The organism is Stenotrophomonas sp. STEN087, assembly GCF_056759115.1.
Map to the genome: position 1 here is coordinate 1 of NZ_JBRRCR010000016.1, position 24,467 is coordinate 24,467.

The 24,467-nt window shown below is 65.3% G+C and carries 20 protein-coding genes; 12 read left to right on the forward strand and 8 right to left on the reverse strand.

Going from position 1 to position 24,467, the window contains the following annotated elements; genetic code table 11:
- The first annotated feature begins 650 nt into the window (after nt 1-650).
- The 3 genes from ACVOK1_RS06315 to ACVOK1_RS06325 all read left to right on the forward strand — a co-directional run bounded on the left by ACVOK1_RS06315 (nt 651) and on the right by ACVOK1_RS06325 (nt 4,415).
- On the forward strand, nt 651-1,640 hold the full coding sequence (locus ACVOK1_RS06315) for a fumarylacetoacetate hydrolase family protein (protein WP_313179833.1): 990 nt from the start codon (nt 651-653) through the stop codon (nt 1,638-1,640).
- Nucleotides 1,641-1,654: 14 nt separating this feature from the next.
- Nucleotides 1,655-2,338: a maleylacetoacetate isomerase gene (maiA, locus tag ACVOK1_RS06320; protein ID WP_481561464.1), complete on the forward strand. Its 684-nt coding sequence runs from the start codon at nt 1,655-1,657 to the stop codon at nt 2,336-2,338.
- A gap of 139 nt (nt 2,339-2,477) precedes the next feature.
- Complete coding sequence (locus ACVOK1_RS06325; protein ID WP_481561465.1) at nt 2,478-4,415, forward strand: hypothetical protein; 1,938 nt, start codon at nt 2,478-2,480, stop codon at nt 4,413-4,415.
- Nucleotides 4,416-4,464: 49 nt separating this feature from the next.
- On the opposite strand, the gene ACVOK1_RS06330 is transcribed toward ACVOK1_RS06325, so the two are convergent.
- From ACVOK1_RS06330 to ACVOK1_RS06340, 3 genes are all read right to left on the reverse strand, one after another.
- On the reverse strand, nt 4,465-5,937 hold the full coding sequence (locus tag ACVOK1_RS06330; protein ID WP_481561466.1) for a UdgX family uracil-DNA binding protein: 1,473 nt from the start codon (nt 5,935-5,937) through the stop codon (nt 4,465-4,467).
- Nucleotides 5,918-7,201 carry a putative DNA modification/repair radical SAM protein gene (locus tag ACVOK1_RS06335; RefSeq protein ID WP_481561467.1) on the reverse strand — a complete coding sequence of 428 codons (1,284 nt, stop codon included), beginning with the start codon at nt 7,199-7,201 and terminating at the stop codon, nt 5,918-5,920. The genes ACVOK1_RS06330 and ACVOK1_RS06335 overlap by 20 nt, the downstream gene beginning before the upstream one ends.
- 127 nt (nt 7,202-7,328) lie before the next feature.
- Nucleotides 7,329-8,459, reverse strand: a complete 1,131-nt coding sequence (locus ACVOK1_RS06340) for a PilT/PilU family type 4a pilus ATPase (protein WP_108767636.1) — start codon at nt 8,457-8,459, stop codon at nt 7,329-7,331.
- A 121-nt stretch (nt 8,460-8,580) separates the two neighbouring features.
- Here ACVOK1_RS06340 and ACVOK1_RS06345 point away from each other — a divergent pair, with 121 nt between their 5' ends.
- The 8 genes from ACVOK1_RS06345 (at nt 8,581) to ACVOK1_RS06380 (ending at nt 18,996) form a co-directional block, all read left to right on the forward strand.
- Nucleotides 8,581-8,946: a DUF4398 domain-containing protein gene (locus ACVOK1_RS06345; protein WP_108767637.1), complete on the forward strand. Its 366-nt coding sequence runs from the start codon at nt 8,581-8,583 to the stop codon at nt 8,944-8,946.
- A complete protein-coding gene (locus ACVOK1_RS06350) occupies nt 8,943-9,827 on the forward strand; it encodes an OmpA family protein (protein ID WP_406233149.1) in 885 nt (294 codons plus the stop codon). The genes ACVOK1_RS06345 and ACVOK1_RS06350 overlap by 4 nt, the downstream gene beginning before the upstream one ends.
- Before the next feature lie 324 nt (nt 9,828-10,151).
- A complete protein-coding gene (locus ACVOK1_RS06355) occupies nt 10,152-10,388 on the forward strand; it encodes an HP1242/YdcH family protein (protein WP_079220527.1) in 237 nt (78 codons plus the stop codon).
- 372 nt (nt 10,389-10,760) lie between these two features.
- The gene (locus ACVOK1_RS06360) at nt 10,761-12,131 is read left to right on the forward strand and encodes a pyridoxal-phosphate dependent enzyme (protein ID WP_108767639.1); all 1,371 of its coding nucleotides are present in this window, start codon (nt 10,761-10,763) and stop codon (nt 12,129-12,131) included.
- Between the two features lie 123 nt (nt 12,132-12,254).
- The gene (locus ACVOK1_RS06365) at nt 12,255-13,427 is read left to right on the forward strand and encodes a cystathionine gamma-synthase (RefSeq protein ID WP_481561468.1); all 1,173 of its coding nucleotides are present in this window, start codon (nt 12,255-12,257) and stop codon (nt 13,425-13,427) included.
- A complete protein-coding gene (locus ACVOK1_RS06370) occupies nt 13,424-14,242 on the forward strand; it encodes an ABC transporter permease (RefSeq protein ID WP_406233145.1) in 819 nt (272 codons plus the stop codon). The genes ACVOK1_RS06365 and ACVOK1_RS06370 overlap by 4 nt, the downstream gene beginning before the upstream one ends.
- 40 nt (nt 14,243-14,282) lie before the next feature.
- Nucleotides 14,283-15,584 carry an ABC transporter ATP-binding protein gene (locus ACVOK1_RS06375; protein WP_481561469.1) on the forward strand — a complete coding sequence of 434 codons (1,302 nt, stop codon included), beginning with the start codon at nt 14,283-14,285 and terminating at the stop codon, nt 15,582-15,584.
- A complete protein-coding gene (locus ACVOK1_RS06380) occupies nt 15,577-18,996 on the forward strand; it encodes a glycosyltransferase (RefSeq protein ID WP_481561470.1) in 3,420 nt (1,139 codons plus the stop codon). The genes ACVOK1_RS06375 and ACVOK1_RS06380 overlap by 8 nt, the downstream gene beginning before the upstream one ends.
- Before the next feature lie 74 nt (nt 18,997-19,070).
- Here the strand turns inward: ACVOK1_RS06380 and wecB are convergent, their stop codons facing one another.
- Nucleotides 19,071-20,201, reverse strand: coding sequence for a non-hydrolyzing UDP-N-acetylglucosamine 2-epimerase (gene wecB / locus ACVOK1_RS06385; protein WP_481561471.1), 1,131 nt, complete (start codon nt 20,199-20,201; stop codon nt 19,071-19,073).
- 167 nt (nt 20,202-20,368) lie between these two features.
- On the opposite strand from wecB, the gene ACVOK1_RS06390 reads away from it, so the two are divergent.
- On the forward strand, nt 20,369-20,779 hold the full coding sequence (locus tag ACVOK1_RS06390) for a hypothetical protein (protein WP_406233137.1): 411 nt from the start codon (nt 20,369-20,371) through the stop codon (nt 20,777-20,779).
- Nucleotides 20,780-20,784: 5 nt separating this feature from the next.
- Here the strand turns inward: ACVOK1_RS06390 and ACVOK1_RS06395 are convergent, their stop codons facing one another.
- The 4 genes from ACVOK1_RS06395 to ACVOK1_RS06410 are packed head-to-tail and all read right to left on the reverse strand — an operon-like array spanning nt 20,785 to nt 24,463.
- Nucleotides 20,785-22,308, reverse strand: a complete 1,524-nt coding sequence (locus tag ACVOK1_RS06395; RefSeq protein WP_406233135.1) for a hypothetical protein — start codon at nt 22,306-22,308, stop codon at nt 20,785-20,787.
- A 2-nt stretch (nt 22,309-22,310) separates the two neighbouring features.
- Nucleotides 22,311-23,480 (reverse strand): dTDP-4-amino-4,6-dideoxygalactose transaminase, encoded by a 1,170-nt coding sequence (rffA, locus tag ACVOK1_RS06400; RefSeq protein WP_481561472.1) that lies wholly within the window; start codon nt 23,478-23,480, stop codon nt 22,311-22,313.
- Nucleotides 23,468-24,094: an SAM-dependent methyltransferase gene (locus ACVOK1_RS06405; protein WP_481561473.1), complete on the reverse strand. Its 627-nt coding sequence runs from the start codon at nt 24,092-24,094 to the stop codon at nt 23,468-23,470. The genes rffA and ACVOK1_RS06405 overlap by 13 nt, the downstream gene beginning before the upstream one ends.
- A gap of 3 nt (nt 24,095-24,097) precedes the next feature.
- The gene (locus ACVOK1_RS06410) at nt 24,098-24,463 is read right to left on the reverse strand and encodes an EamA family transporter (RefSeq protein WP_317218003.1); all 366 of its coding nucleotides are present in this window, start codon (nt 24,461-24,463) and stop codon (nt 24,098-24,100) included.
- Nucleotides 24,464-24,467 lie beyond the last annotated feature (4 nt).

The following is a 24,467-nucleotide window of genomic DNA, read 5'->3' on the forward strand; positions in this document are numbered from 1 at the left end:
GTTCAGGTAGGGGGGCTGGGGGGGGGGCGGGCCCCCCCCCCCCCGCACACCCCCGCACCCCCAAAACCACCGAGGCCGGGGGTGGGGGGGGGGGGGGGGGGGGGGGGGGGGGGGGCCCAGCCCGCCCCCCCCCCCTCACCGGCCCCCACCCCGCCTTCGACAGTTGTCCGCGATCTGCCGGAACGGCGTTCTGGTCTGGTGGGTGTCGACCGTTGGTCGGCACGGGGTCGGATCCCGTTGCTGCGCAACGGGCTCTGACCCCAGATCCATTTCGATATCTGACAGATGTGCCGACCAACGGTCGGCACCCACCAAAAGCAGCAGTTGCCCACAGCCGCGTGAACCTGTCGAAGGCGGGGTACTGTGGGTTTGCGGGGTGTGAGCCGCATGGATGCGGCGACCAAGCCCCCATGGATGGGTTTACGGCGTCCCGCAAACCCACAGTGCCCCGCCATCCCACGGAATGCCGCTTCGGCTCTTGATCTTCAGGTTGCCGGCCAGCGGCCGGCACTACCAGCAGGTGCAGGGCTGCAAGCCCTGCCGAACCCCCCACTACGGTAGGGTGGAGCGGATGCCGCGCTGCAGCTTGGCTAACCCGCGCATTTGATTACACTTGAAACTTGTTTGCCCACGACTCCGGACACCCACCCATGAAGCTTGGTTCTTTGAAGGAAGGCGGCCGCGACGGCACCCTGATCGTCGTCTCGCGTGACCTGCGCCTCGGCGTCCGCGCCACCGGCATTGCCGCCACCCTGCAGCAGGCCCTGGAAGACTGGAGCCACATCGCCCCGCGCCTGAACGCCCTGTACGAATCGCTGAACGCCGGCGACGCCGATGGCGTGTTCGACCTCGACCCGCAGGCCCTGGCCGCGCCGATGCCGCGCGCCTATGAATTCGTCGATGGCAGCGCCTACCTCCCGCACGTCGAGCGCGTGCGCCGCGCCCGTGGCGCCGAGGTGCCGGAAAGCTTCTACACCGACCCGCTGATGTACCAGGCCACCAGCGCCGGCTTCCATGGCCCGCGCGATGCGGTCAAGGTGGTCAGCGAGGAGTACGGCATCGACCTGGAAGCCGAGATCGTGGTCATCACCGATGACGTGCCGATGGCCGCCACCCCGGAACAGGCCGCCGGCCACATCCAGCTGGTCGGCCTGGTCAACGATGTCTCGCTGCGCAACCTGATCCCGGGCGAACTGGCCAAGGGCTTCGGCTTCCTGCAGTCCAAGCCGCGCTCGGCGCTGTCGCCTGTGTTCGTCACCCCCGATGAGCTGGGCACTGCCTGGCAGGACAGCAAGGTGCACCTGCCGCTGCTGACCCACATCAACGGGAAGTGGTTCGGTGCGCCGGAAGCCGGCGTGGACATGCAGTTCAACTTCGCCCAGCTGGTCGCGCATGCGGCCAAGACCCGTCCGCTGGGCGCCGGCACCATCGTCGGCTCGGGCACCATCGCCAACGAGGACACCAGCAAGGGCGCTTCCTGCTTCGCCGAACAGCGCGTGGTGGAAACCCTGCGCGACGGCAAGCCGAGCACGCCGTTCATGTCCTTCGGCGACGTGGTGCGCATCGAGATGCTCGACGCCGCCGGCAACAGCATCTTCGGTGCGATCGAACAGCGCATCGAGCAGGCGGCCAGGCCCTGAGCGTGGAGGCGGCGATGGACATCCTGGTTGACGACGGCCCGGTCGACGACGGCCTCGTGCTGTACACCTACTGGCGATCCAGCGCCGCCTACCGCGTGCGCATCGGCCTGCAGCTGAAGGGTCTGGCCTGGGAGGGCCGGCCGGTGCACCTGGTGCGCGACGGTGGCGAGCAGCATGCCGACGCCTATGCCGCGCTCAACCCGCAGCAGCTGGTGCCCACCCTGCTGCATGACGGGCATGCGTTCACCCAGTCGCTGGCGATCCTTGAATACCTCGATGAGCGCTACCCGCAGGTGCCGCTGCTGCCGGCCGATGCGGTCGGCCGCGCGCGGGTGCGGTCACTGGCCCAGCTGGTGGCCTGCGACATCCATCCGATCAACAACCTGCGGGTGATGCAGTACCTCGAACGCCGCCTGGAAGCGCCGGCCGACGCGCGCACGCAGTGGACCCTGCACTGGATGTCTGAAGGCTTCGCGGCGATGGAAGCGATGCTCGCGGACAGTGCGGATACCGGCGTGTTCTGCCACGGTGACCGCCCCGGCCTGGCCGACATCTGCCTGCTGCCGCAGCTGTACAACGCGCACCGCTTCGGTCTGGACCTGGCGCCATACCCGACCCTGCGCCGCATCGAAGCGGCCTGCCAGGCGCTGGACGCCTTCGACCGCGCCCGCCCGGAAAACCAGCCCGACGCAGGCTGATCGTCGGTCCCTGCCTGTCCTGCCCGCGCATCCCGCTCGATACCGGGGAGGATGCCGCGGCAAACCCGTGCGTAGGTAGAATCGCCATTCCGGCGCGCCGCACACCGCCGGTACAACCGGCGACTGGCAAGGACAATCAATGAAAAGGCTGTTGGCGGTGCTGCCCGCGCTCGTACAGAGCTGGGGGTTGGGAATGCTGCTGGTCGGCGCACTGGCAGCCTTCACCGTTGGCGTTGGGCTGGGTGGCTACGGCGTGCTGGCGGGCTATGTGGCGGTCGCGGTCATGGCAGCGCTGGCTTACAGATCGCGTGTACCCCTGGGGCACGACCGCTGGAACATCCTGATACCGATCCTTGCCTGCTGTGCAACGGGTGCGTGGGGATTCGCGTTCAACTCGAGCCAGCCAAGTGATTTCGGCGTCTACTACCGCTGTGGTGTCGGCGCAACATCGTCGATGGTGCAGTGGCTGGATAAATGCCAGTCCGCGTATCTTGCCGACAACAGCACCTACTGGCTGCGTTCGTACTTCTATTCCACGCTTGTCGGGCGCATCTTCGGCGAGGGCTACGCGTGGTTCAAGGTCAGCAACATCGGCCTGCACTGCGCGACGCTTCTACTGTGGTACTTCGGCGTCAGGCGAAATCTTGGCGGCAGAGCGGCGGCGCTCGCCACGCTGTTGCTCGCACTGTATCCAGAGTATTGGTTCACCACGACCCTGGTAACCACGGACAACGCCGCGGTGCTGGCCATCGCCGCATTCCTCCTGCTCATACCCGGGCTCGAGGGCAAGTGGCCCGTCGCCCTGTTCTCGGCGCTGGCCATTGCCGCCATCGCGTTCCTGGGAAACCAGCTGAGATCGATCGGCACGATCTTCGTCGTTGCATTGCTGCTGTGGGCCCTGTGCAGGAGTATTGCGCAGCGACGGTTGGCCCTGGTGACGTTGCCGATGGCGTCGATCATCTGCTTCTTCGCAATGACGGCTGCTTTCAACAAGGCAAATCCGACAGGCCTGCCCGACCTGGTCGAGCCGATGCGCGCGCTTTCCTCCATCGACTTCAGTTCCGACCAGAACTTTGCGGTGAACTACAGGTGGGCAGAGCACTTCTGGACGGCAACCCCGGAATCAGCCCGGTTCGCCAACACGGCCTACAAGGTGTCCACGGAGTTTTCGTCGGGTTTCTGGGATTGGCCCGGCTATCTGTTCAGAAAATCACAGGTTGTTTTTGCAGGTTCCGGCTACTACGGCCTGTCAGCCTTCAACTATCCGCCTGGCAATCCGGATTCCCTGGACAATGGCGTGCTCAGTGACATCCCGTTCGATTCCGCGCTGTTTCCCTGGCTGGGTCTGGTCGTGTTCGCCGGTCTGAGCCTGTCGGTGGCAGGGGTGTTGAAGACGAAGCTTGAGGGTCTTCCGCTGGCCTGCCTCATCTTCGTGGGTGCATTCGCGCTGATGGTGATCGGTGCGGGCGAGTCTCAGGCCAGGTACAGCGTCGTGATTGCGCCGGCGTTGTCGCTGCTCGCTGCGATGTCTGTGTTCGCCCGTGACAATGCGGATGGCCCCACGGGCAACCGTCGTCGTTACCTGGTGGGTGGAGCAGGGATCGTTGTCGTCTATCTGCTGGTTACCCTGGTGTCCGCCGTTCTGCCCTCGGCGGCAGACGTCATGAAGGGTGTCAGGCTTCTGCCGGCGGGAGCCAGCGCACCGGGTGCGTGCCAGCGCTCCGATGCCGTCCTGTCGCTGGATGAAAAGCGCGCACGGATCGATTTCAAGGACGGAAGCACCTGCGCCGTGCTTTCCATTCCCGTCAGATCGGACGCCACGTCGGTTGGCTTCTATGTCAGTGGATCGACGTTCCCCTTCAAGTTCGAAGAGCGTCCGCAGTCGCCGGTCTCATACACGCTGTACTCCAATGGCGTGGGCATTGCTTCGGGAAGCATGGGGCGGCAGACGGTTCGATGGGTCGAAGCCTCCCTTGCCAGCCCGCACGAAGGCGTGGTGCACCTTCGATTGGACAGAACGGCGGAGGCCGGGGCGGATTACGTCGAGGTGTCGCTGATCCGGCCATCTGTCCAGTAGGTTCCACCGACGACCGCAGCGGGAGAGGGTTCGCTACGGAGATGTCAGGCTACAGGCGCCCTGCAATCCCATCCCCAGCGACTTCATGTATCCGCCGCAGGTCATCGCGGAACAGCCGGTAGGCCTCCTCACGCCGGGCGTCGTCGCCTTGCCGCAGCACCCACGCCGGGTGCACGGTGGCATAGCCGCGGGTGCCGTCTTCCAGCGTGTGCCAGCGACCGCGGTCGCGTGACAGCTGGAAGCCTGCGCCGAACACCGAGGAAGCAGCGGTCGCGCCCAGGCAGACGATCACCTGTGGCCGCACCCGCGCGATCTCGCCCAGCAGCCACGGCTGGCAGGCCCGCACATGGCGGCTTTCGGGGCGCTTGTGCAGGCGCACCTTGCCGCGCCGCTCATGGTGGAAGTGCTTCACCGCATTGGTCAGGTACAGCGTGGCGCGGTCGATGCCGAGTTCGGACAGTGCCCGGTCCAGCAGCTGGCCGGCCGGGCCCGCGAAGGGACGGCCGCAGAGATCCTCGGTATCGCCGGGTTGTTCGCCGATCACCATCACCCGTGCATCGGCCGGGCCCTGGCCGAACACCACCTGGGTGGCCGGTTCCCACAGCGGGCACTGGCGGCAGCCGGCGGCCTGCTGGCGCAGGGCATCGAGGCTGTCCGCACCTGGTCCTGAGGGCGGCAGGGCCGGTCGCTGCGGAATCTTCCGCTGCGGAGCCTGCGCCGGCCGGTCGTGCATTTCCTGCACGCGGTCGGCGGCATCGCGCACCAGCCCCGGCAGCAGCTGCGCTTCGGGCAGGTGGCGCCAGTACCGTGCCGGCATCTCCTGCAGCATCATCCGGGTATTCAAGCGGGCCGGGTTGAAGATGCTGGCGTAGTAGGTCTGCCACAACGATTCGCGCGCATCCTCGGCCGGTGCATCTTCGCGACGGGCACCGGGCCCGAAGGCCAGGGCCTGGCCATCCCAGTACACGCTGCGGCCAGGGGTGAGGATGGCCCAGCGCATGCCGGCGAAGCGGCGCGCGAAGAACGGCGCGACGCGCTCGACGATGTGGTGGTCCGGCTCGAACCACGCAATGAAGGCATCGGTCTGCCCGGGCACTTCGCGGAAGCGCACGAAGGCCTTCATCTTGTGGGTGTCGCGGCGCACCGCCTGGGCCAGTGCCATCGCCCGCAGCACGTCGGCATCGGCCGGGTTGGACAGCACGCTGCGCTCGCCATGGGCGATGCGCCACAGCAGCCGGTACAGCAGGGCCAGGCGCTGCGGCTCGCGATGGCACAGGCAGGTCGCCGCCAGCTCCATGAAATCGCGCGGCACGCTGGGCGCGCTGGCGTCGGCGGGCAGGGGAGCACCCTGCACCGATGGCGCGTCCAGCAGCGAGGCCTCGCTGCCTTCCAGCCAGTCCAGCTGCGCCGGTGCCACGCCGCGCAGCAGCGCCTCGCGCGCGGCATCGCGCCAGGCGTCCAGCGACCACGGCGGGTTCACCCGCAGCGACCAGCGCTGTGCGTCAGGCGGCGGGCGGTGCATCAAACAGCGAGCCCTGTCGTGGCCGCGGCGCCAGCTGTGCGCGCAACGCCGCCGGATCATCCAGCGCCTTGCGCGGGTGGTGGTCGGCCAGCAGCACGAACGGCAGCAGCTTGCTCATCGGGGCCTTCAACCGGGCCACGTCGGCCACCCGCAGGCGGCCGTGCCGGCGCGCCATCAGCACCCGCTTCACGTTGCGAACGCCCAGCCCGGGCACGCGCAGCAGCAGTTCCTTCGGCGCGCGGTTCAGGTCCACCGGGAAGCGCTCGGGGTGGCGGATCGCCCAGGCCATCTTCGGGTCGATGTCCAGGTCCAGCATGCCGTCCTGGGTGGTATCGGTGATCTCCTCCACGCCGTAACCGTAGAAGCGCAGCAGCCAGTCGGCCTGGTACAGGCGATGCTCGCGCTGCAGCGGGGGCGGCTGCAGCGGCAGCTGGCGGCTGGCATCGGGAATGGGGCTGAAGGCCGAGTAATACACCCGGCGCATGCGGTAGTTGCCGTACAGCGCGTCGGCACTGGCCAGGATCTGCTGGTCATTGGCCCCGTCGGCGCCGACGATCATCTGCGTGCTCTGCCCGGCCGGGGCGAAGCGCGGCGGGCGAGGGCGCGCGCTGCGGGTGGCCGTTGGCGCGACCACGGCCGGCGCCTTGCGTGCTTCCTTGGCTTCCTCGATGCGCCAGCGCAGTTCGCCCATCGCGCCGCGGATCGAGTGCACGGTCTTTTCCGGCGCCAGCGCACTCAGCCCGGCCTCGGTGGGCAGTTCGACGTTGATCGACAGGCGGTCGGCGTAGCGACCGGCGCTGGCCAGCAGCTCCGGCGACGCCTCGGGAATGGTCTTGAGGTGGATGTAGCCGGCATAGCGGTGTTCCTCGCGCAGCTGCCGCGCCACTTCCACCATCTGTTCCATGGTGTAGTCGGCATTGCGGATGATGCCGCTGGAAAGGAACAGGCCCTCGATGTAGTTGCGCTTGTAGAAATCCAGGGTCAGCGCGACCACTTCGTCCACGCTGAAGCGCGCCCGCGGCACGTTGCTGGACACGCGGTTCACGCAGTAGGCGCAGTCGTAGACGCAGAAGTTGGTCAGCAGGATCTTCAGCAGCGACACGCAGCGGCCATCGGGCGTGTAGCTGTGGCAGATGCCCATGCCTTCGGTGCTGCCGATGCCGCCGCTGGCGCGCGAGTCGCGCTTGCCCGCGCCGCTGGAGGCGCAGGAGGCATCGTACTTGGCGGCGTCGGCGAGGATGGCCAGCTTGCGGATGGTTTCCATTGAGGAAACCTACGGACAGGCAGTCTCATTGGATGAGACCGCCCCTTAACCCTTCAGAAAAAAGGGGACGGAGGGGATTAAGTCGTTTGTGCACAAACGACTTAATCCCCTCCGTCCCCTTTTTGCATCAGAAGCCGTGGGTGATGCTGGTCTGGGTGGGCGAGGAGAAATCCGCGTACGGATCGTGCTCGCCGCTGCCACCCTCGGACAGGCGGAACTTCAGGGCCAGGCCGTCGCGCGAGTCGGCCGCGCGCAGTGCTTCCTCCTGCTCGATCACCCCGGCCTTGGCCAGGCGGAACAGGCACTGGTCGAAGCTCTCCATGCCTTCCTCCAGCGACGACTCCATCGCCGCCTTGATCTCGTGTACCTGGCCGCGGCGCAGCAGGTCGCGGATCATCGGCGTGTTGATCAGCACCTCGGTGGCCGGCAGGCGACGGCCCTCCTTGTTCTTCACCAGGCGCTGGCTGATCACCGCACGCAGGTTCAGCGCCAGGTTCATCAGCACGTTCTTGTGCGCGCTTTCCGGGAAGAAGTTGAGGATGCGCTCGATGGTCTGGTCGGCGTTGTTGGAGTGCAGGGTGGCCAGGCACAGGTGGCCGGTCTCGGCGAAGGCGATGGCCGCCTCCATCGTCTCGGCATCCAGGATCTCGCCGATCAGGATCACGTCCGGCGCTTCACGCATCGCGTTCTTCAGCGCGTTGTGGAAGGCATGGGTGTCCAGGCCGACCTCGCGCTGGTTGACGATCGACATCTTGTGCTTGTGCAGGTACTCGATCGGATCCTCGATGGTGAGGATGTGTCCGGTGGTCGTACTGTTGCGGTGGTCGATCATCGACGCCAGCGAAGTGGACTTGCCCGAGCCGGTGGACCCCACCACCAGCACCAGCCCACGCGGGGTCATGATGACGTCCTTCAACACCTGCGGCAGGTTGAGCTCTTCGATGCTCGGAATCCGGCTGCGGATGGCGCGGATGACCATGCCGACCTCGCCCCGCTGCTTGAACACATTGACACGGAAGCGCCCGGCATCGGCCAGGGCGATGGCCATGTTGAGTTCCAGCTCGCGCTCGAACTGGGGCACCTGGCCCTCGTCCATCAGCGAATAGGCGATTTTCTTGACCATGCCCGGCGGCAGCCCGGTGTTGCCGAGCGGGTACAGCTTGCCCTCGATCTTGATGTAGACCGGCGCACCGGTGGTCAAGAACATGTCCGAAGCGTTCTTTTCGGTCATCAGCTTCAGGAAGTAGCCGATATCCATTGCGAATTTTCCCCAACGAAACTGCCGGCGCCCGTTGCAAGCACGGTGTCGGCTTGACGACAATGGCCGTGAACCGACAACCGGTACGGCCTCCCCAATGAAACGACTTAGCTTCGCACGAATGCGCCACAGCCTGTATGTGATGGCGTTTGCATTCGCACTCTCTGCTCCCGTCTGGGCGCAGGATGGCGCACAGGAACTGGCCCAGGCCCGGCAGGCGGTGGACAAGGCCACCCAGGCCGATGCCGACCAGTACGCCCCGGACCTGATCAGCCTGGCCCGCCAGGGCCTGGAGCAGGCCCAGCGCGCCGCCGGCGACCGCCGCGAGCGCAAGAATGCCCCGGCACTGGCCCTGCGCGCCGCTGCCGACGCCGACCTGGCCCGTGCCCGCAGCGAGGAAGCCACCGCCACGGCCCAGCTGCAGCTGCGCCGCAACGAGGTCAACCAGCTGCAGCGCCAGCTGTCGACCGGGGAGGACCGCCGATGAAGTCGATTTCCGCCCTGGCCCTGGCCACCGCGCTGGCCCTGCCGGCCCTGGCTGTCGCCGCCGACAACCCGATGGTCGGCCAGCTGAGCCAGCGCCTGATGAACATCCAGGCCAATCCCGACACCGCTGAGCTGGCTGCCTTCGAGCGCATGCAGGCCCAGCAGGCCATTGCCACCCTGGACAAGGCCAAGCGCCGCGACCAGGAACTGGCCACCTACCTGGCCGAGCGCCGGGTCGAGATTGCCGAAACCAGCGTGCGCGCCGCCCTGGCCGCCCGCGAGGTCGACCGCCTGGACCGCACCCGCAGCGACCTGCTGATCGAAGCCAGCCGCCGCGACGCCGCCCGTGCCCGCCAGGAAGCCGAACAGCTGCGCATGCAGGCGCAGATGCAGGCCGAGGAGGCCGAGCGCCTGCGCCAGGCCGCCGAAGCCGAGACCCTGGCCCGCCAGGACGCCGAGAACGCCCTGACCAGCGTGGCTGGCAAGCAGCAGCAGCGCCTCAGCTCGGCCCAGCAGAACGCCGCCAAGCTGGCGCGCGAGGAAGCCGAGCTGGTGTCCGGGCAGAAGCTGCCGGGCTCGAAGTTCGACGCCCGCGGCGAGGTCTTCACCCTCGGCGGCGACGCCTTCGGTACCGGTGCGGCCAGCCTGTCCGGCGGTGCGAAGAACCAGGCCAAGGCCCTGGCCGAGTACCTGAACATCGGCAAGAAGGGCCGGGTCCGGATCGAGGCCTATGACAGCGCCAATGGCGTCGGCCAGAAGCGCGCCGAAGCCCTGCGTGATGCGCTGGTCTCAGCCGGTGTCGCCAGCAGCCGGATCCAGGTCAGCGGCAAGAAGGCAGCGTCCACCAAGGCACGCTCGGCCGAGGTCATCGTCGCCCCGTAATTGCTTGAATTCGTTTGTTTTTCGTTGCATTGAGCATTCAGCCTGAACCCCGCCCCGGCGGGGTTCGGTCTTTTTGTCGCGGGGGTCTTGTACCCGGCCCGGAGCAGGCGTAGGGTCAATCGTCCGGGACGCAATGCCGCGGACCGGACGATGGGAGGGCCGGGCCGATGAAAGCAGGGCGCGAACCGCAGCAGACCGACGTGCGCAGGCCAGTGTCGCAGGTCGTTGTGGGCACCCATGTGGCAATCGACCGGCGCTCCTCCATGAACAACGCCCCGTGCCTTGCGGCCGGGGCGTTCGTGTATCTGTCGAAGGAGGTCCATCATGTTTGAAGATCAGCCCCAGAGCGAGATCGACGCCCGTCGCGCGCGTGATCCGGAGTTCCGGGCACTCCATGACCAGCACCGCAAGTTGAACAAGAAGTGCATGGACGCGGAGTTGGGTGTACTCCCGATCGATGATGTCACCCTGGGTCGCATGAAGCGCGAGAAGCTGCTGGCCAAGCAACGCCTTCTGCGTATGTACGAAACACCGCTCGCAACGACGTCCCCCACGCACTGACGCTCCGGTCGCGCCGGGAACGGCGTGACCCGGCCAACGATGGCCTCGCGGTTGCCGGCAACGGCGGCCGCGCCAAGGCACCACAGGCGGTGGTGCCTTGGCTCGCAGGCAACGGCCTGCACCCGTGCATACCCTCAGTCCACCGATGCGGGCGGTACTGGTCTCCTCGTCGATCCGGGGCCGTCCGCATCCCCTTGGGCCGCCAGCCGGGCGCTCATTGCCCTAGCAGGTGCCGACCTCGCTCTGGTAAGTGCCGACCTCGCCCTGGTGGGTGCCGACCGCTGGTCGGCACGCCAGCGGCTCCTGACTTTCGCAGCCATCCGGCGGATAATCATCTGTCCGGCCCAGCGTGGCGCGAAGCGAAGTTTCCGAATGCCCATCCATTCCTCCGTCCTCGAACTCATCGGCCAGACCCCCATCGTCAAGGCCCAGCGCCTGGATACCGGTGTCTGCGAGCTCTACCTGAAGCTCGAGAACGCCAACCCGGGCGGATCGATCAAGGACCGCATCGGTCTGTCGATGATCGAAGCAGCGGAACAGCGCGGCGACCTCAAGCCCGGCGCGACCCTGGTCGAAGGCACTGCCGGCAATACCGGCCTGGGCCTGGCACTGGTGGCGCAGCAGAAGGGCTACAAGCTGATCCTGGTCGTGCCCGACAAGATGAGCCGCGAAAAGATCTTCAACCTGAAGGCGATGGGCGCCGAAGTGCGCCTGACCCGTTCGGACGTGGCCAAGGGCCACCCGGAGTACTACCAGGACCTGGCCAAGACCATCGCCGACCAGACCCCGGGCGCGTACTTCATCAACCAGTTCGGCAACCCGGACAACCCGGCCGCGCACGAATTCGGCACCGGCCCGGAAATCCTCGAGCAGATGGGCGGTGACCTCGACGCCATCGTGTTCGGCTGCGGCAGCTCGGGCACCATGACCGGCCTGTCGCGCGCCTTCGCCACGCTGTCGCCGAAGACCGAGCTGGTGCTGGCCGATCCGGTCGGCTCGATCCTGGCCGAGTACATCAACGACGGCAACCTGAACGACAAGTCGGGCAGCTGGCTGGTTGAAGGCATCGGCGAGGACTTCCTGCCGTCGATCTCCGACTTCAGCCGCGTCAAGAAGGCGTATGCGATCACCGATGCAGAGAGCTTCCACACCGCCCGCGAGCTGCTGGGCAAGGAAGGCATCCTCGGTGGTTCGTCCACCGGCACCCTGCTGGCAGCGGCCCTGAAGTACTGCAAGGAACAGACCACGCCGAAGAAGGTGCTGGTGCTGGTGTGCGACACCGGCAACAAGTACCTGTCGAAGATGTACAACGACTACTGGATGCTGGACAACGGCTTCCTGGAGCGCCCGCAGCACGGCGACCTGCGCGACCTGATCCTGCGCCCCTACGGCCAGCGCGACACTGTCGTAATCGGCCCGAACGACCTGCTGACCACCGCCTACCAGCGCATGAAGCTGTATGACGTGTCGCAGCTGCCGGTGATGGACGGCGACCAGCTGGTCGGCATCGTCGATGAAAGCGACGTGCTGCTGCATGTCTATGGTGACGAGGCCCGCTTCCGCGATCCGGTCGCCACGGCCATGGTCAGCAAGCTGGACCGGCTGGACGTGAAGTCGCCGATCGAGGCCCTGCTGCCGGTGTTCGACCGCGGCCAGGTGGCCATCGTGATGGACGGCGGCACCTTCCTTGGCCTGATCACCCGTATCGATTTGCTGAACTATCTGCGCCGCCGCGTGCAATAAGCCGCAGATCGCTGCCGATCCCTGCTGAATCCCGGTTTATTCGCGTCAAAGCTTGTTAAGGCGGCGCTGATAGACTCCCGCTCCTTTGACGGCGCCGTTCGTCGGCGCCATTCAGGAAACGACATGTCCAACCCTTCTTCGCCCGACCGCGCGCTGGCCCTGGCCACGCTGGCCATCCACGGCGGCCAGTCGCCCGACCCGAGCACCGGCGCGGTGATGCCGCCGATCTACGCGACCTCGACCTATGCCCAGTCCAGCCCGGGCGAGCACCAGGGCTTCGAGTACTCGCGTACGCACAACCCGACCCGCTTCGCCTATGAGCGCTGCGTGGCCTCGCTGGAAGGCGGCACCCGTGGCTTCGCCTTCGCCTCGGGGATGGCGGCGACCTCCACCGTGATCGAGCTGCTGGACGCCGGCAGCCACGTGGTGGCGATGGACGACATCTACGGCGGCAGCTTCCGCCTGTTCGAGCGCGTGCGTCGCCGCACCGCCGGCCTGGATTTCAGCTTCGTCGACCTGACCGACCTGGCGGCCTTCGAAGCAGCGATCACGCCGAACACGAAGATGGTCTGGATCGAGACCCCGACCAACCCGATGCTGAAGATCGTGGACATCGCCGCGGTGGCCGCCATCGCCAAGCGCCATGGCCTGATCGTGGTGGTCGACAACACCTTCGCCTCGCCGATGCTGCAGCGTCCGCTGGAGCTGGGCGCGGACCTGGTGCTGCACTCGGCCACCAAGTACCTCAATGGTCACTCGGACATGGTCGGCGGCATGGTCGTGGCCAGCGACAACGCCGAACTGGCAGAGCAGATGGCCTTCCTGCAGAACTCGGTGGGTGGCGTGCAGGGCCCGTTCGACAGCTTCCTCGCCCTGCGTGGCCTGAAGACCCTGCCGCTGCGCATGAAGGCGCACTGCGCCAACGCGCTGGCCCTGGCCCAGTGGCTGGACAAGCACCCGGCGGTGGAGAAGGTCATCTACCCGGGCCTGCCTTCGCACCCGCAGCATGCGCTGGCCGGCAAGCAGATGGCCGGCTACGGCGGCATCGTCTCGATCGTGCTCAAGGGCGGTTTCGAAGCGGCCAAGCGCTTCTGCGAGAAGACCGAACTGTTCACCCTGGCCGAGTCGCTGGGCGGCGTGGAAAGCCTGGTCAACCACCCGGCGGTGATGACCCACGCCTCGATCCCGGTGGCACGCCGCGAACAGCTGGGCATCAGCGATGCGCTGGTGCGCCTGAGCGTGGGCGTGGAAGATCTGGGTGACCTGCAGCTGGATCTGGAAAGGGCGCTGCAGTGACCCATGCGCCCGCCACGTCGGAGCGTTCATTGGCCACCCGGGCAAGCCTGGCCTGGGAAATGGCCAAGCGGGATGTATTCGCACGCTACAAGGGCTCGGTGATCGGTCTTGCCTGGTCGTTTTTCTATCCAGTGCTCATGCTGGGCGTGTACACGTTCGTGTTCGGCGTCATTTTCCGCTCGCGCTGGACAGGCACGCACAGTGACGCGCCGTTGACGTCGGAGTTCGCGCTGATCCTGTTCTCGGGACTGGTGGTCTATGGCTTCTTTTCCGAATGCCTGAACAAGGCGCCGGGCCTGATCACGGCCAATGGGCAGTTCGTGAAGAAGGTGGTGTTCCCGCTGGAGGTACTGCCCGTATCGACCGCGTTGTCCGCGCTGTTCCACATGCTGGTCAGCCTGTTGGTGCTGCTGATCGCCATGCTCCTGCTGAAGGGCAGCGTCCCTGTCACGGCCATCGCCTTCCCGGTCGTGATGATGCCATTGCTGCTGGCGACCCTTGGCTGCACCTGGCTGTTCTCCGCGCTGGGTGTCTATCTGCGCGATCTGGGGCAGATCATGCCGCTGGTCACGACAATGCTGCTGTTCCTGTCGCCGGTGTTCTATCCGATTACCGCGGTTCCCGCCTCCTTCCGTCATGTCGTCGAGCTGAATCCCATCACCGGCGTCATGGACGGGGTGCGCGATACGCTGATATTCGGCCACTGGCCGGACATGGGGCTTCTGCTGTGGCAGTACCTTGTGGGGCTGCTGATCATGCTGTTCGGGCTGTCCGTGTTCCAGTACGTGCGTAGGGGTTTTGCCGATGTCATCTGACGCGCTGATCAGGGTGGAGGGCTTGGGCAAGCGATATGACATGTTTGCCAAGCCGGTTGACCGGCTGATGCAGTTGATGTCGGATCCGCTGCGTCGTGGCCTGGGCATGGCACCTGCCAAGCACAGCAAGGAAGTCTGGGCATTGCGTGGTGTCAGCTTCGAGGTTCCGCCCGGTGAAGCGCTGGGTGTGATGGGGCGCAACGGCTCGGGCAAGAGCACGATGCTGCAGATGCTGTGTGGCACGCTGACCCCGACCGAGGGGCATGTCCAGGTGCGTGGCCGTATCTCAGCGCTGCTGGAGCTGGGCGCTGGCTTCAACCCCGAGTTCACGGGCCGGGAGAACGTGTTCCTCAATGGTCGCCTTCTCGGCCTGGAAACCGCGGAGATCGAGAGCCGCTTCGACGACATCTGTGCGTTTGCCGACATCGGTGCGTACATCGATGAGCCGACCAAGACCTATTCCAGCGGCATGTTCGTCCGCTTGGCGTTTTCGGTGGCGACGTCCGTGGATGCGGACATCCTCGTGGTTGATGAAGCCCTCGCGGTGGGCGATGCGCGCTTCCAGGCGCGCTGCATGAAGCGTATCCGGGCCATCCAGGATGACGGCGCCTCCGTTCTTTTCGTCAGCCATGACGTGGCCGCCGTGCGCACCCTGTGCCAGCGCGCACTCTGGCTGGAGCGCGGCGGGATGAAGGAACTGGGGCCGGTGCTGCAGGTCAGCTCCCGGTACATGGAATCCATCTTCCAGGATGATCCCGAGGCGCTGCATCCATCGATGGGCGTCGATGCGCACGATGAAGAGGGAACCCGTGCAGGCGGGGACGCTGGCGTGCAGGACACGGCAGCGCCCGACGTGCCGACGGTTCACAAGGAAAAGCCCCTGGCGCACTGGGGGCAGCAGATCGGCCTGATACGCGCCGTGACCCTGGCCGCGGGTGATCAACGCGACTGCGAACTGCTCGAATGGGGCCAGCGCTGCCGCATCGGGATCCGGGTCCTGTTGCCTCCTGATTACGCGCCGGAGTCGTTCCGGGTCGCGTTCTCGATCAAGGATCTGAGAGGACACGACATCGTCGTATCCAGTACGGACGACAGCAGCACCACGCCGCCGGCGCACTGGTCAGCGGGTGCCGAGGTGGAGATCGAGTTCGCCTTCGAGAACGGACTGGTTGAAGGCAAGTACTTCCTCGTCGCTGCAGTCGAGAAGCGCACGGGGCCGGTTGTGGAGTATTACGAGTACATCGAAGGCGTGCGGTACTTCTCGGTGATCAGCCCGGTTCGCCACTTCGGCATTTACCAACCCAAAATCGAGCATGTGTTCAAGGAGTTGCCTCGTGTCTGATGACGTAATCAATTCCAAGACTTACTGGAACGGTCGTTTCGGTGAGGATTGGGAAGATCTCGGTGGACGCGAACAGTCACGCTTCTTTGGCGCGCTTGCCGTGCAGATGCTTCCCGCCTGGCTGGTGCGTGCCAGCAGCCAGCGCCGCCTGACCTGGTGCGACTGGGGCTGCGCACTGGGCGACGGTACCCAGGAGGTAGCGCAGAGCATTCCCGGCGCGACGTTCACCGGGGTCGACTTCTCTGCCGTTGCGATTGCCGACGCAAAGCAGCGCTTCCCGGGCTTGAGTTTCATCAGCGACGATTGGCTTGCCTCCACCGCACAGGCCGATGCGACCGCCTTCGACGTGGTCTTCAGCTCCAACACGCTGGAACACTTCCACGAACCGTGGAAGGTACTCGGCACGGTTGCTGCGCGCGCCCGGCACTGCATCGTCCTGATGCTGCCCTATCGCGAGCGGCATCGCATTGAAGAGCACCATGCCTCCTTCATGCCGGAGAACATTCCGCAGCAGATCGACGGCAAGGTGCTGGTGCATGCCAGTGTCCGCGACACGCGGAATGATCACCCCTGCTTCTGGCCGGGCGAGCAGGTGCTGCTGGTCTGGGCCGACCCTGCCTGGCTGGGTGAGCAGTCACTGACCCTGCAGGATCTGCAGCTGGGTACCGAACCCCCCAGCCCGTTGCGTCCGCTTCTCACTTCGGCAACGCAGCTTGCGCTGCAGCTCAATGGCGACCTGGGTACGCTGCGCAGCCACGTGCCTGCTGCACCGGAGCAGGTGCAGGCACTGGATCAGCTGCGTGTGGATCTGGACAAGTGGCTGCTGGTGCGCGACCTGACCGCGCAGTCCACCGGGCCAGCGTGGAGCCACGAGCAGGTGGCACGCGAAGCGCGCGATGCGCGGATCCTGGAGTCGGCGCTGCAGGCGCTGCAGCCCCTGCTGGTCGGCAGCACCCTGCTGGACCGCCTCAACGATGCACAGGCTGACCTGGTGCAGCTGAGGAATGAGCTGCAGGAGGATCGGAACATTCGAGCCGGCCTGTTGGCTGATACCGAAGCGCTGCTCGCACAGGCATCGGCGGCGCGCGTCGAGGCCGATCAGAGCGTGGGCGCGACGCTCCGCCTGGGAGCGGAGATCGTCAATCTGGTGGGGGCCCCGGCAGGTGCGAAGCTGGATGCGCTTGCAGGCACGGATGACGGACAGCCGGCCGACGTGCAGTTGCAGCGACTGCGGTTGCGCCTGCTGGCCATGGACCAGGAACTGGATGCATTCCAGCGGAGCACGTCCTGGCGTATCACCCGGCCGATGCGTGTCATCCGGCGTTTTCTCTCCAGCCCCATGCAGGAGCTTCGAAACATCGGCAAGCATGCCCCGCGCTCGGTGCAGGCAGCCACGCGCTTTGGTATCCGGACCCTGCGCAATGGGCGCCTGGATCCGTCGGACCGCGCGCGGCTGGCGCAGATCATCTCGCCTTCTCCGAAGGTGACCGTGGGCGATCCGCTTGGCTTCGTCGATTACTCCCATCTGCCGACCCTCGCTGCGGCCGACGCCAGCTCCACTGACGTGTTCGTCTGGGCTGTGATTGACTGGAACTTCCGCGTCCAGCGTCCCCAGCATCTGGCAATGGCCCTGGCTGCCAAGGGGCACCGGGTCTTCTACATCTCCAACAATTTCGTCGACGCCTCCGAGGCGGGTTTCAAGGTCGAACCGTTGGATGACAGCGGTCGCCTGTTCCAGGTGAATCTCAACCTGGCCACTGCGCCGCAGATCTACCACGCGATGCCCGGCAGTGAGCAGGTGGCTGCGATCCAGTCCAGCCTGTCTGCGTTGCTGGGATGGACCCGGTCGGTTCGCTGCATGTCGTTCGTGCAGCACCCGTATTGGCTGCAGCCGGCGCAGTGCCTTCCGAACGCGAAGCTTGTCTATGACTGCATGGACCACCATGGCGGTTTCGAAGACAACGCTGCCAGCATCATGGAGGGCGAGCGCCAGCTGATCGAGCAATCGGACCTGCTGGTCGTTACTTCCCAGTGGTTGCACGACGAGCTCAGCCCGCGCGCGCGAAACATCGCGATGGTGCGCAATGCCACCGAGTACGCTCATTTCTGCACTCCGCCGGCCAAGGTCTTCGCCGATGCGAAGGGCCGACGCATCATTGGCTACTACGGCGCCATCGCAGAGTGGTTTGATGCAGAGCTGTTGCGCCGGGTTGCCCTGGACAACCCGGATGCGCTTGTCCTGATGATCGGTCGTGACACGGCCAACGTTGCCGCCAGCCTGCAGGGCATCGACAACGTGCGTTTCGTCGGCGAGGTGCCGTATGCCGAACTGCCGTACTGGCTCCATGCATTCGACGTCTGCCTCCTGCCTTTCAAGGTCATTCCCCTGACCCTGGCGACCAACCCGGTCAAGGTGTACGAGTATCTCAGTGCGGGCAAGGCGGTCGTTTCAGTGGATCTGCCGGAGCTGGCCCAGTTTGAAGGGCTGGTGCGCCTGGCAGGTGACCACGAGGGATACCTGGAGCAGGTCCGCCTCGCACTGGCGGAGGTCGATGATGGCAGCCTGCTGGCGTCGCGCCAGGCCTTCGCGGCCCGGCAGACCTGGCTGCACCGTGCCGAGGCCCTGGATGATGCGCTCTCCTCGATCAGCGAACCGCTGATCAGCATCGTCGTGCTGACCTACAACAACCTGGACTACACCAAGCAGTGCCTGCACAGCCTGGAGGTCAACACGGACTATGAGAACGTCGAGATCATTGTCGTTGACAACGCCTCCAGCGATGACAGCCCCGCGTACCTGGCGGAGTGGGAGCAGGGCGCGGCCAACCGGCGCTTCATCGCAAACCAGAGCAACCTTGGTTTCTCGGCAGGCAACAACGTAGGCCTGGATGTGGCCCGCGGCGACTACCTGGTCGTGCTGAACAACGACACCTACGTGACGCCGGGCTGGCTGCGTACCCTGCGCAACCAGCTTCGCCGTCGCGCGGATGCGGGTCTGGTGGGGCCGGTGACCAACAACATCGGCAACGAAGCCAAGATCCAGATCAGCTACGAATCCATGGATCAGATGGTGGAGCTGGCGGGCCGGTACACGCGGGCAAATGCCGGGCGGAGTTTCGAGATCGCGACCAGTGCCTTCTTCTGCGTGATGATCTCGCGGCAGGCCTACACCGTGGTCGGCGGCCTGGATGAGCAGTTCGGCGTGGGCTTCTTCGAAGACGACGACTACTGCCGTCGGCTGGAGCAGGCAGGGCTGGTGCGGTTGTGCGCGGAGGACGTGTTCGTGCACCACCATCTTTCCGCCAGTTTCAACAAGCTCAAGGCCGAGGCCAAACAGGCTCTGTTTGAGAAGAACAAGGCGTTGTACGAGGCGAAGTGGGGCAAGTGGTCGCCCCACGGCTATCGGTCGTAACCGGCGTTTCCAGCAGCGTTGCGGATAACGGAAAAGGGGCTGCGCATGGCGCAGCCCCCTTTTTTTTCTGCACTTCAGCTGTTGCTGATGGCGTCGGCGATGCGTTTGGCGGCGGTGCCGTCGCCGTAGGGATTGTGGCTGCGCGAGAACTGCTGGTAGGCCGTTGGATCATCGATCAGGCGGGTTGCCTCGGCCACGATGCGCGCCGCATCGGTGCCGACCAGGACCACGGTCCCGGCTTCGACGGCTTCCGGGCGTTCGGTCACATCCCGCATCACCAGCACCGGCTTGCCCAGCGACGGGGCTTCCTCCTGGACACCGCCTGAGTCGGTAATCAGCAGGTAGGCCTGGGACATGAGGTACACGAAGGGCAGATAGTCCTGCGGTTCGATCAGGGTGATCGCCGGATGGTTGCCGAGGAATCGGTTGACCGGCTCCTGGACATTCGGATTCAGGTGAACCGGGTACACGATCTGTGTATCGCCGCGGTCGGCAAGGCTGCGAAGTGCCTGGCAGATCTGCTCGAATCCATCACCGAAATTCTCCCGACGATGGCCGGTGACCAGGATCAGTTTCCTGGAAGGATCCAGGAACGGGAAGCGTGCCGCGAGGCTTTCGCGCAGGGCGTCGTCGTGCTCGATGCGGTTCGTCACCTGCAGGAGTGCATCGATGACGGTATTGCCGGTGACCAGAATCCGCCCATCGTCGATGTTCTCGTGACGCAGGTTGTCGCGGGCACGCTGGGTGGGTGCGAAGTGCATGGACGTCAACGGAGCGGTCAGGCAGCGATTGGCTTCTTCAGGCCACGGTGCGTAGAGGTCGCCTGTGCGCAGCCCCGCCTCGACATGGCCTACGGGAACCCGGTTGTAGAACGCTGCCAATGCGGAAGCCAGCGTCGTGCTGGTATCGCCATGGACCAGGACCAGATCGGGCTTGCGCCGCGCGATGACGTCGCACATGCCCATCAGGATCTTGCTGAACAGGCCTTGCAGGGTCTGGCCCGGCTCCATCACATCAAGGTCTTCGTCGGGCCGGATCTCGAAAAGCTCGAGCACCTGGTCTAGCATCTGCCTGTGCTGGGCAGTGACCGCAACGATAGGCTCGATGCCGGGCGCATTGCGCAGGGCCTCTACGACGGGGGCCATCTTGATAGCCTCCGGACGCGTACCGAAAACGACCAGTACCTTTTTGCGCGCGTCATTCATCGGTTCTTCCTGCTTTACGGAGCTCATCGCCATCCCAGAAGTTCTTCGATCATGGAATTATCCCAGAACACGCCGGCCTTGTTGGCCCTCGCCGCTGCCGCGTTCAGGCGCATCCAGCGAGGTCGCCGCAGCATGGATAGAATGGCGCTATTTCCGCAGGAGCCGGCATGCGCACCATGAATGGATTGTCGATCGCAGCCATGGTGCTGATGTTGTCTGCCTGCCAGCGTTCCCCGGCAGACGTCACGGCCGTGGCCTACCAGGTGCTGGACGCGCAGGCCGGCGAGGGGTGCGCGGTCTGTCTTGTCCCGGCCCGCACGGCATGCGGGGACGGGGCGGAGGCGGGAGAGCTGCGTTGGAACCTGCCTGCCGGGCTGGATGCCACCGGGGTGCGCATCCAGTTGCTTCGGACCGATGGAGGACGCACCGATCTCGCCGCCGGCAGTACGGCGGGTGCCGCGTCCTTCACTGAAGTCCTGCATGCAGGAGATCGCATCGAAGTGCTGGACGAAACGACTTCCCAGCAGTTGATGTACATCCAGCCGGCAGTGGACTCAGCCTGTCCGCCAGAACGCTGAACCATTCATTTTTTAGACGCATCGTCCGCAGGCGTGACGACTTCCATCGGACCGGTGGGGGCAGCGATCGCCTCCATGGAGTAACGGCCCAGCATCTCGGCCGAGTAGGCGTTGAGATGATGGTCGCGCAGCAGCGTGATCGAGCGGATGCGTTCCCCGTTTTCTGCCTCGCATATGACCAGCGTCGGCGCGCACGCGGCCAGCTTGGCCTGGGGATTGGCACCCAGCAGGATCATCTGTCGTCCGAGGTTGTTGCCGTACACCTGCACGTAGGGAGCGTCACTCCAGGTCGCTCTGCTGAGAGGCAGCTGGGCGGCGATCAGGCCAAGCAGGCCGATCGAGACGAGGCCTTTCTGCACAAGGCCCCATGTGCGCCAGTTGCTGCCAGCCGACAGAAGTGCGATGGCGACCGTGCCCAGCTGGTACAGCATCAGGTAGCGCTGCTGGGAGGCGTAGCCGGGCCCGAACATGGACACGCGCGTGATGATGATGCCTGCCACTGCACCGTAGCAGAACAGCATCAGCACGACGGCCAGGAACTGGGTGCTGTTCCATCGATCACGGACGGCGCGCCACCAGAACCATGCATGCGAAGCGATGACCACGGCACCGAGCACCAGGTGCAGCACCTCGCCGCGGCCGGGGAAGTGCAGCTGCAGCGGCGGCAGGTCGGACACCGACAGGGCAGCGATGGTCAGCATCATCCGCGCAATCGGCTCCACGCCCATGTCGAGGAGCGCGCTCACCCCTTGCCCCCCTGTTGCCAGGACGGGCAGCCCCGCGTGCAGATACAGGCTGCTGGCCAGCTTGTAGGCAACGATCCAGCCGGCCACGACAGCGACAGCGACCGCGGTCGGACGCAGGGTCGTGCCGCGCAGCTTCAACTCACGAAGCAGCAGTGCGCAGATGACGCTGATCGCGCAGATGACGGCGGTCCCGTCCTGGGTGAATGCAACGAGGGCGGCAACGGCAACCAATGGCCACCATCGCTTCTTCTCCACGCCTGTCCACGCCGCCACCGCCAGGGCCGTGGCGGCCAGTGGCCCCAGATAGCCCAGGGTCACCAGTGACCAGTTGAACACCATCCCCCCGCTGAGGGACACGAAGCTGGCCGCGCTGGCGACTGCAGGCAGCATCCACCAGATTCCGGGCCTGTTGCCGCGATTGTCCATCGCCATGACATGCAGCATCAGCAACCATGCGACAGCTGCAATCGCGAGCCCCATGTAGGACTCGATGACGAAGTCCAGGTTGAACACCTCGGCATTCCAGAGCAGCAGGAGCTTCTGCACGGGCTGGGCATGGTCGTCGGCACTTCGCTTGACATAGAAGTCCTGCAGCGACAGCCCTGCGTGGTAGTGCTTCTGCAGGAACGCATCGACGAAGTACCAACCGTCCGAGGTGACAAACGGAATGCCGGCGTAGGAGATGTAGGCAGCAGCATTGATGAAGGCAGGCATCGCCAACAGCAGTACGGTCAGCGTACGCCAGTTGATCCAGGCATCCAGGACAGGAGTACGGCTCTGCATGGTCAACCCATCAGTACACGATCAGCCGCTGCCAGGATCGCATCCAGGTGCTGCTCCACGCCGATCCACAGTGGCATGCGTACCAGGCGCTCGCTGAGCTCATCGGTGACCTGCATCGACGAACCCGTGCGGCCATGGCTGAGGCCTGCCGGCGACGAATGCAGGGGGATGTAATGGAAAACGGCCTGCACGCCCTGTTCGCGCAGAGACTGGATGAAGTGGGTACGCGCATCCAGTGACGGCAGCAGCATGTAGTACATGTGCGCGTTGTGGGTCGTGTGCGCCGGAATGGTGGGGCGGATCAGCCGTCCTGCGGCTTCGTGCGGTGCCGCCCAGGCGTGGTAGCGCTCCCAGATGGCCAGGCGGCGTGCGGTGATGTCTTCCGCGGCATCCATCTGCGCGGCCAGGAAGGCAGCGGTGATCTCGCCTGGGAGGAACGAAGAGCCCACGTCCACCCACGTGTACTTGTCGACCTGTCCGCGGAAGAAGCGGCTGCGATTGGTCCCCTTCTCGCGCACGATCTCGGCGCGCTCGGCGTAGACATGGTCGCGGCACAGCAGCGCGCCACCTTCACCGGAAATGATGTTCTTGGTCTCATGGAAGCTCAGCGCGCCCAGATCGCCAATGGTGCCCAGCGGACGCCCCTTGTAGGTGGACATGATGCCCTGTGCGGCATCTTCCACCACGGCCAGGCCGTGACGCTCTGCAATGGCGAGGATCTCGTCCATTTCACAGGCCACGCCGGCGTAATGAACCACGCAGATGGCCTTGGTGCGCGGCGTGATCGCCGCTTCGATCAGAGCTTCGTCGATGTTGAGCGTGTCCTTGCGGATGTCCACGAACACCGGGATCGCACCGCGCAGCACGAACGCATTGGAGGTCGAAACGAAGGTGTAGGACGGCATGATCACTTCATCGCCGGCCTGCAGGTCGAGCAGCAGTGCCGACATCTCCAGTGCAGCGGTGCACGAGTGGGTCAGGAGCGAGGCACTGGCACCGGTGCGCTGGTTGAGCCAGGCGTGGCACTGCTTGGTGAACGGGCCATCGCCACTGAGGTGGCCATTGGCGTGCGCATGGGTGATGTTGACCAGCTCCTGGCCAGTCATGAATGGCTTGTTGAACGGAATCACTGGGGCTCCTGATCGTGGCTGGCGAGCGCCTAGCGCACGCATTCCATGATGTAGTGTGTGTAAGGTACGAAAAGCAGATCGGTGCGTACCTGGCCATCCACCGTGCCGAACTCGGCTGCAGCGATCGCGTGGTAGGCGGCGGGCGTGCGGATGCTCTGCCCGCGATCGCGGGAGATCAGTGCACGTGCGATCGCCGATTGGCCATCCACGTAGGCACCATCCAGGGAAATGAAACGGCCGCCGGGCTTCAGCGCGGCGAAGGCGGTGCGCATGAGTGCGTGCGCATGGGCATCGTCCAGATGGTGCAGGATGCCGACTGCCAGCACCAGATCGGCTTTCTGCTGCTGGTCATGGCCGACTTCATAATCGGCCACGTCCATGCATTCGAAGCGGGCGCGATCGCCAAACCGCTTCCGCGCCGCCTCGATATAGGCTTCGGACAGGTCGAAGCCGATATAGCGCAGCCCCGCCGGCAACTGGCTGAACAGTTCGCCGGTACCACAGCCGATGTCGAGGATGTGGTCGCCCGGGCGCGGGCGGATATGGTCGCGGATCAGCCGCGTACGGGACCGACGTGCCCCAAGCAGGTTCTGCAGCAGGTCATAGACCGCCGGGTATGAAAGCACTGCGTGCAACCCATCGGTCTTCTGCGGCATGGTTCAGGCTCCGGAACGAGACAGGACGATGACGCCCAGAATGATCAAGGCGGTGCCGGCGATCTTATGCGAGTCGAACGACTCGCGGAAGAGCCATACCGCCAGCGTCGCAACCAGCGGAAAACTCAGGGCGGTGAACGGGTAGGCCTTGCTCAGGGGCATCCGGCCGATGGCGGCCATCCAGCACAACGATGCGCCGAATGCTGCGGCGAATGCACTGATCACCCAGGGGTTCAGCAGCAGCATGATGATCGCGCGTGGGTTGAGGCCATCAATGGTGGCGCCGGGATTGAGGCTGACCTGCCATTTAAGCATCAGCTGTCCGTACACGGTCAGCAGGATGGTCAAGGCAATGAAGACGTAGCTCATCGAT

Bases quoted from the DNA above. Each gene is read 5' to 3' on its own strand.
- ACVOK1_RS06315 (WP_313179833.1), top strand. From the start codon at position 651: ATGAAGCTTGGTTCTTTGAAGGAAGGCGGCCGCGACGGCACCCTGATC.
- maiA (WP_481561464.1), top strand. From the start codon at position 1,655: ATGGACATCCTGGTTGACGACGGCCCGGTCGACGACGGCCTCGTGCTG.
- ACVOK1_RS06325 (WP_481561465.1), top strand. From the start codon at position 2,478: ATGAAAAGGCTGTTGGCGGTGCTGCCCGCGCTCGTACAGAGCTGGGGG.
- ACVOK1_RS06330 (WP_481561466.1), bottom strand. From the start codon at position 5,937: ATGCACCGCCCGCCGCCTGACGCACAGCGCTGGTCGCTGCGGGTGAAC.
- ACVOK1_RS06335 (WP_481561467.1), bottom strand. From the start codon at position 7,201: ATGGAAACCATCCGCAAGCTGGCCATCCTCGCCGACGCCGCCAAGTAC.
- ACVOK1_RS06340 (WP_108767636.1), bottom strand. From the start codon at position 8,459: ATGGATATCGGCTACTTCCTGAAGCTGATGACCGAAAAGAACGCTTCG.
- ACVOK1_RS06345 (WP_108767637.1), top strand. From the start codon at position 8,581: ATGCGCCACAGCCTGTATGTGATGGCGTTTGCATTCGCACTCTCTGCT.
- ACVOK1_RS06350 (WP_406233149.1), top strand. From the start codon at position 8,943: ATGAAGTCGATTTCCGCCCTGGCCCTGGCCACCGCGCTGGCCCTGCCG.
- ACVOK1_RS06355 (WP_079220527.1), top strand. From the start codon at position 10,152: ATGTTTGAAGATCAGCCCCAGAGCGAGATCGACGCCCGTCGCGCGCGT.
- ACVOK1_RS06360 (WP_108767639.1), top strand. From the start codon at position 10,761: ATGCCCATCCATTCCTCCGTCCTCGAACTCATCGGCCAGACCCCCATC.
- ACVOK1_RS06365 (WP_481561468.1), top strand. From the start codon at position 12,255: ATGTCCAACCCTTCTTCGCCCGACCGCGCGCTGGCCCTGGCCACGCTG.
- ACVOK1_RS06375 (WP_481561469.1), top strand. From the start codon at position 14,283: ATGTTTGCCAAGCCGGTTGACCGGCTGATGCAGTTGATGTCGGATCCG.
- wecB (WP_481561471.1), bottom strand. From the start codon at position 20,201: ATGAATGACGCGCGCAAAAAGGTACTGGTCGTTTTCGGTACGCGTCCG.
- ACVOK1_RS06390 (WP_406233137.1), top strand. From the start codon at position 20,369: ATGCGCACCATGAATGGATTGTCGATCGCAGCCATGGTGCTGATGTTG.
- ACVOK1_RS06395 (WP_406233135.1), bottom strand. From the start codon at position 22,308: ATGCAGAGCCGTACTCCTGTCCTGGATGCCTGGATCAACTGGCGTACG.
- rffA (WP_481561472.1), bottom strand. From the start codon at position 23,480: ATGCGTGCGCTAGGCGCTCGCCAGCCACGATCAGGAGCCCCAGTGATT.
- ACVOK1_RS06405 (WP_481561473.1), bottom strand. From the start codon at position 24,094: ATGCCGCAGAAGACCGATGGGTTGCACGCAGTGCTTTCATACCCGGCG.
- ACVOK1_RS06410 (WP_317218003.1), bottom strand. From the start codon at position 24,463: ATGAGCTACGTCTTCATTGCCTTGACCATCCTGCTGACCGTGTACGGA.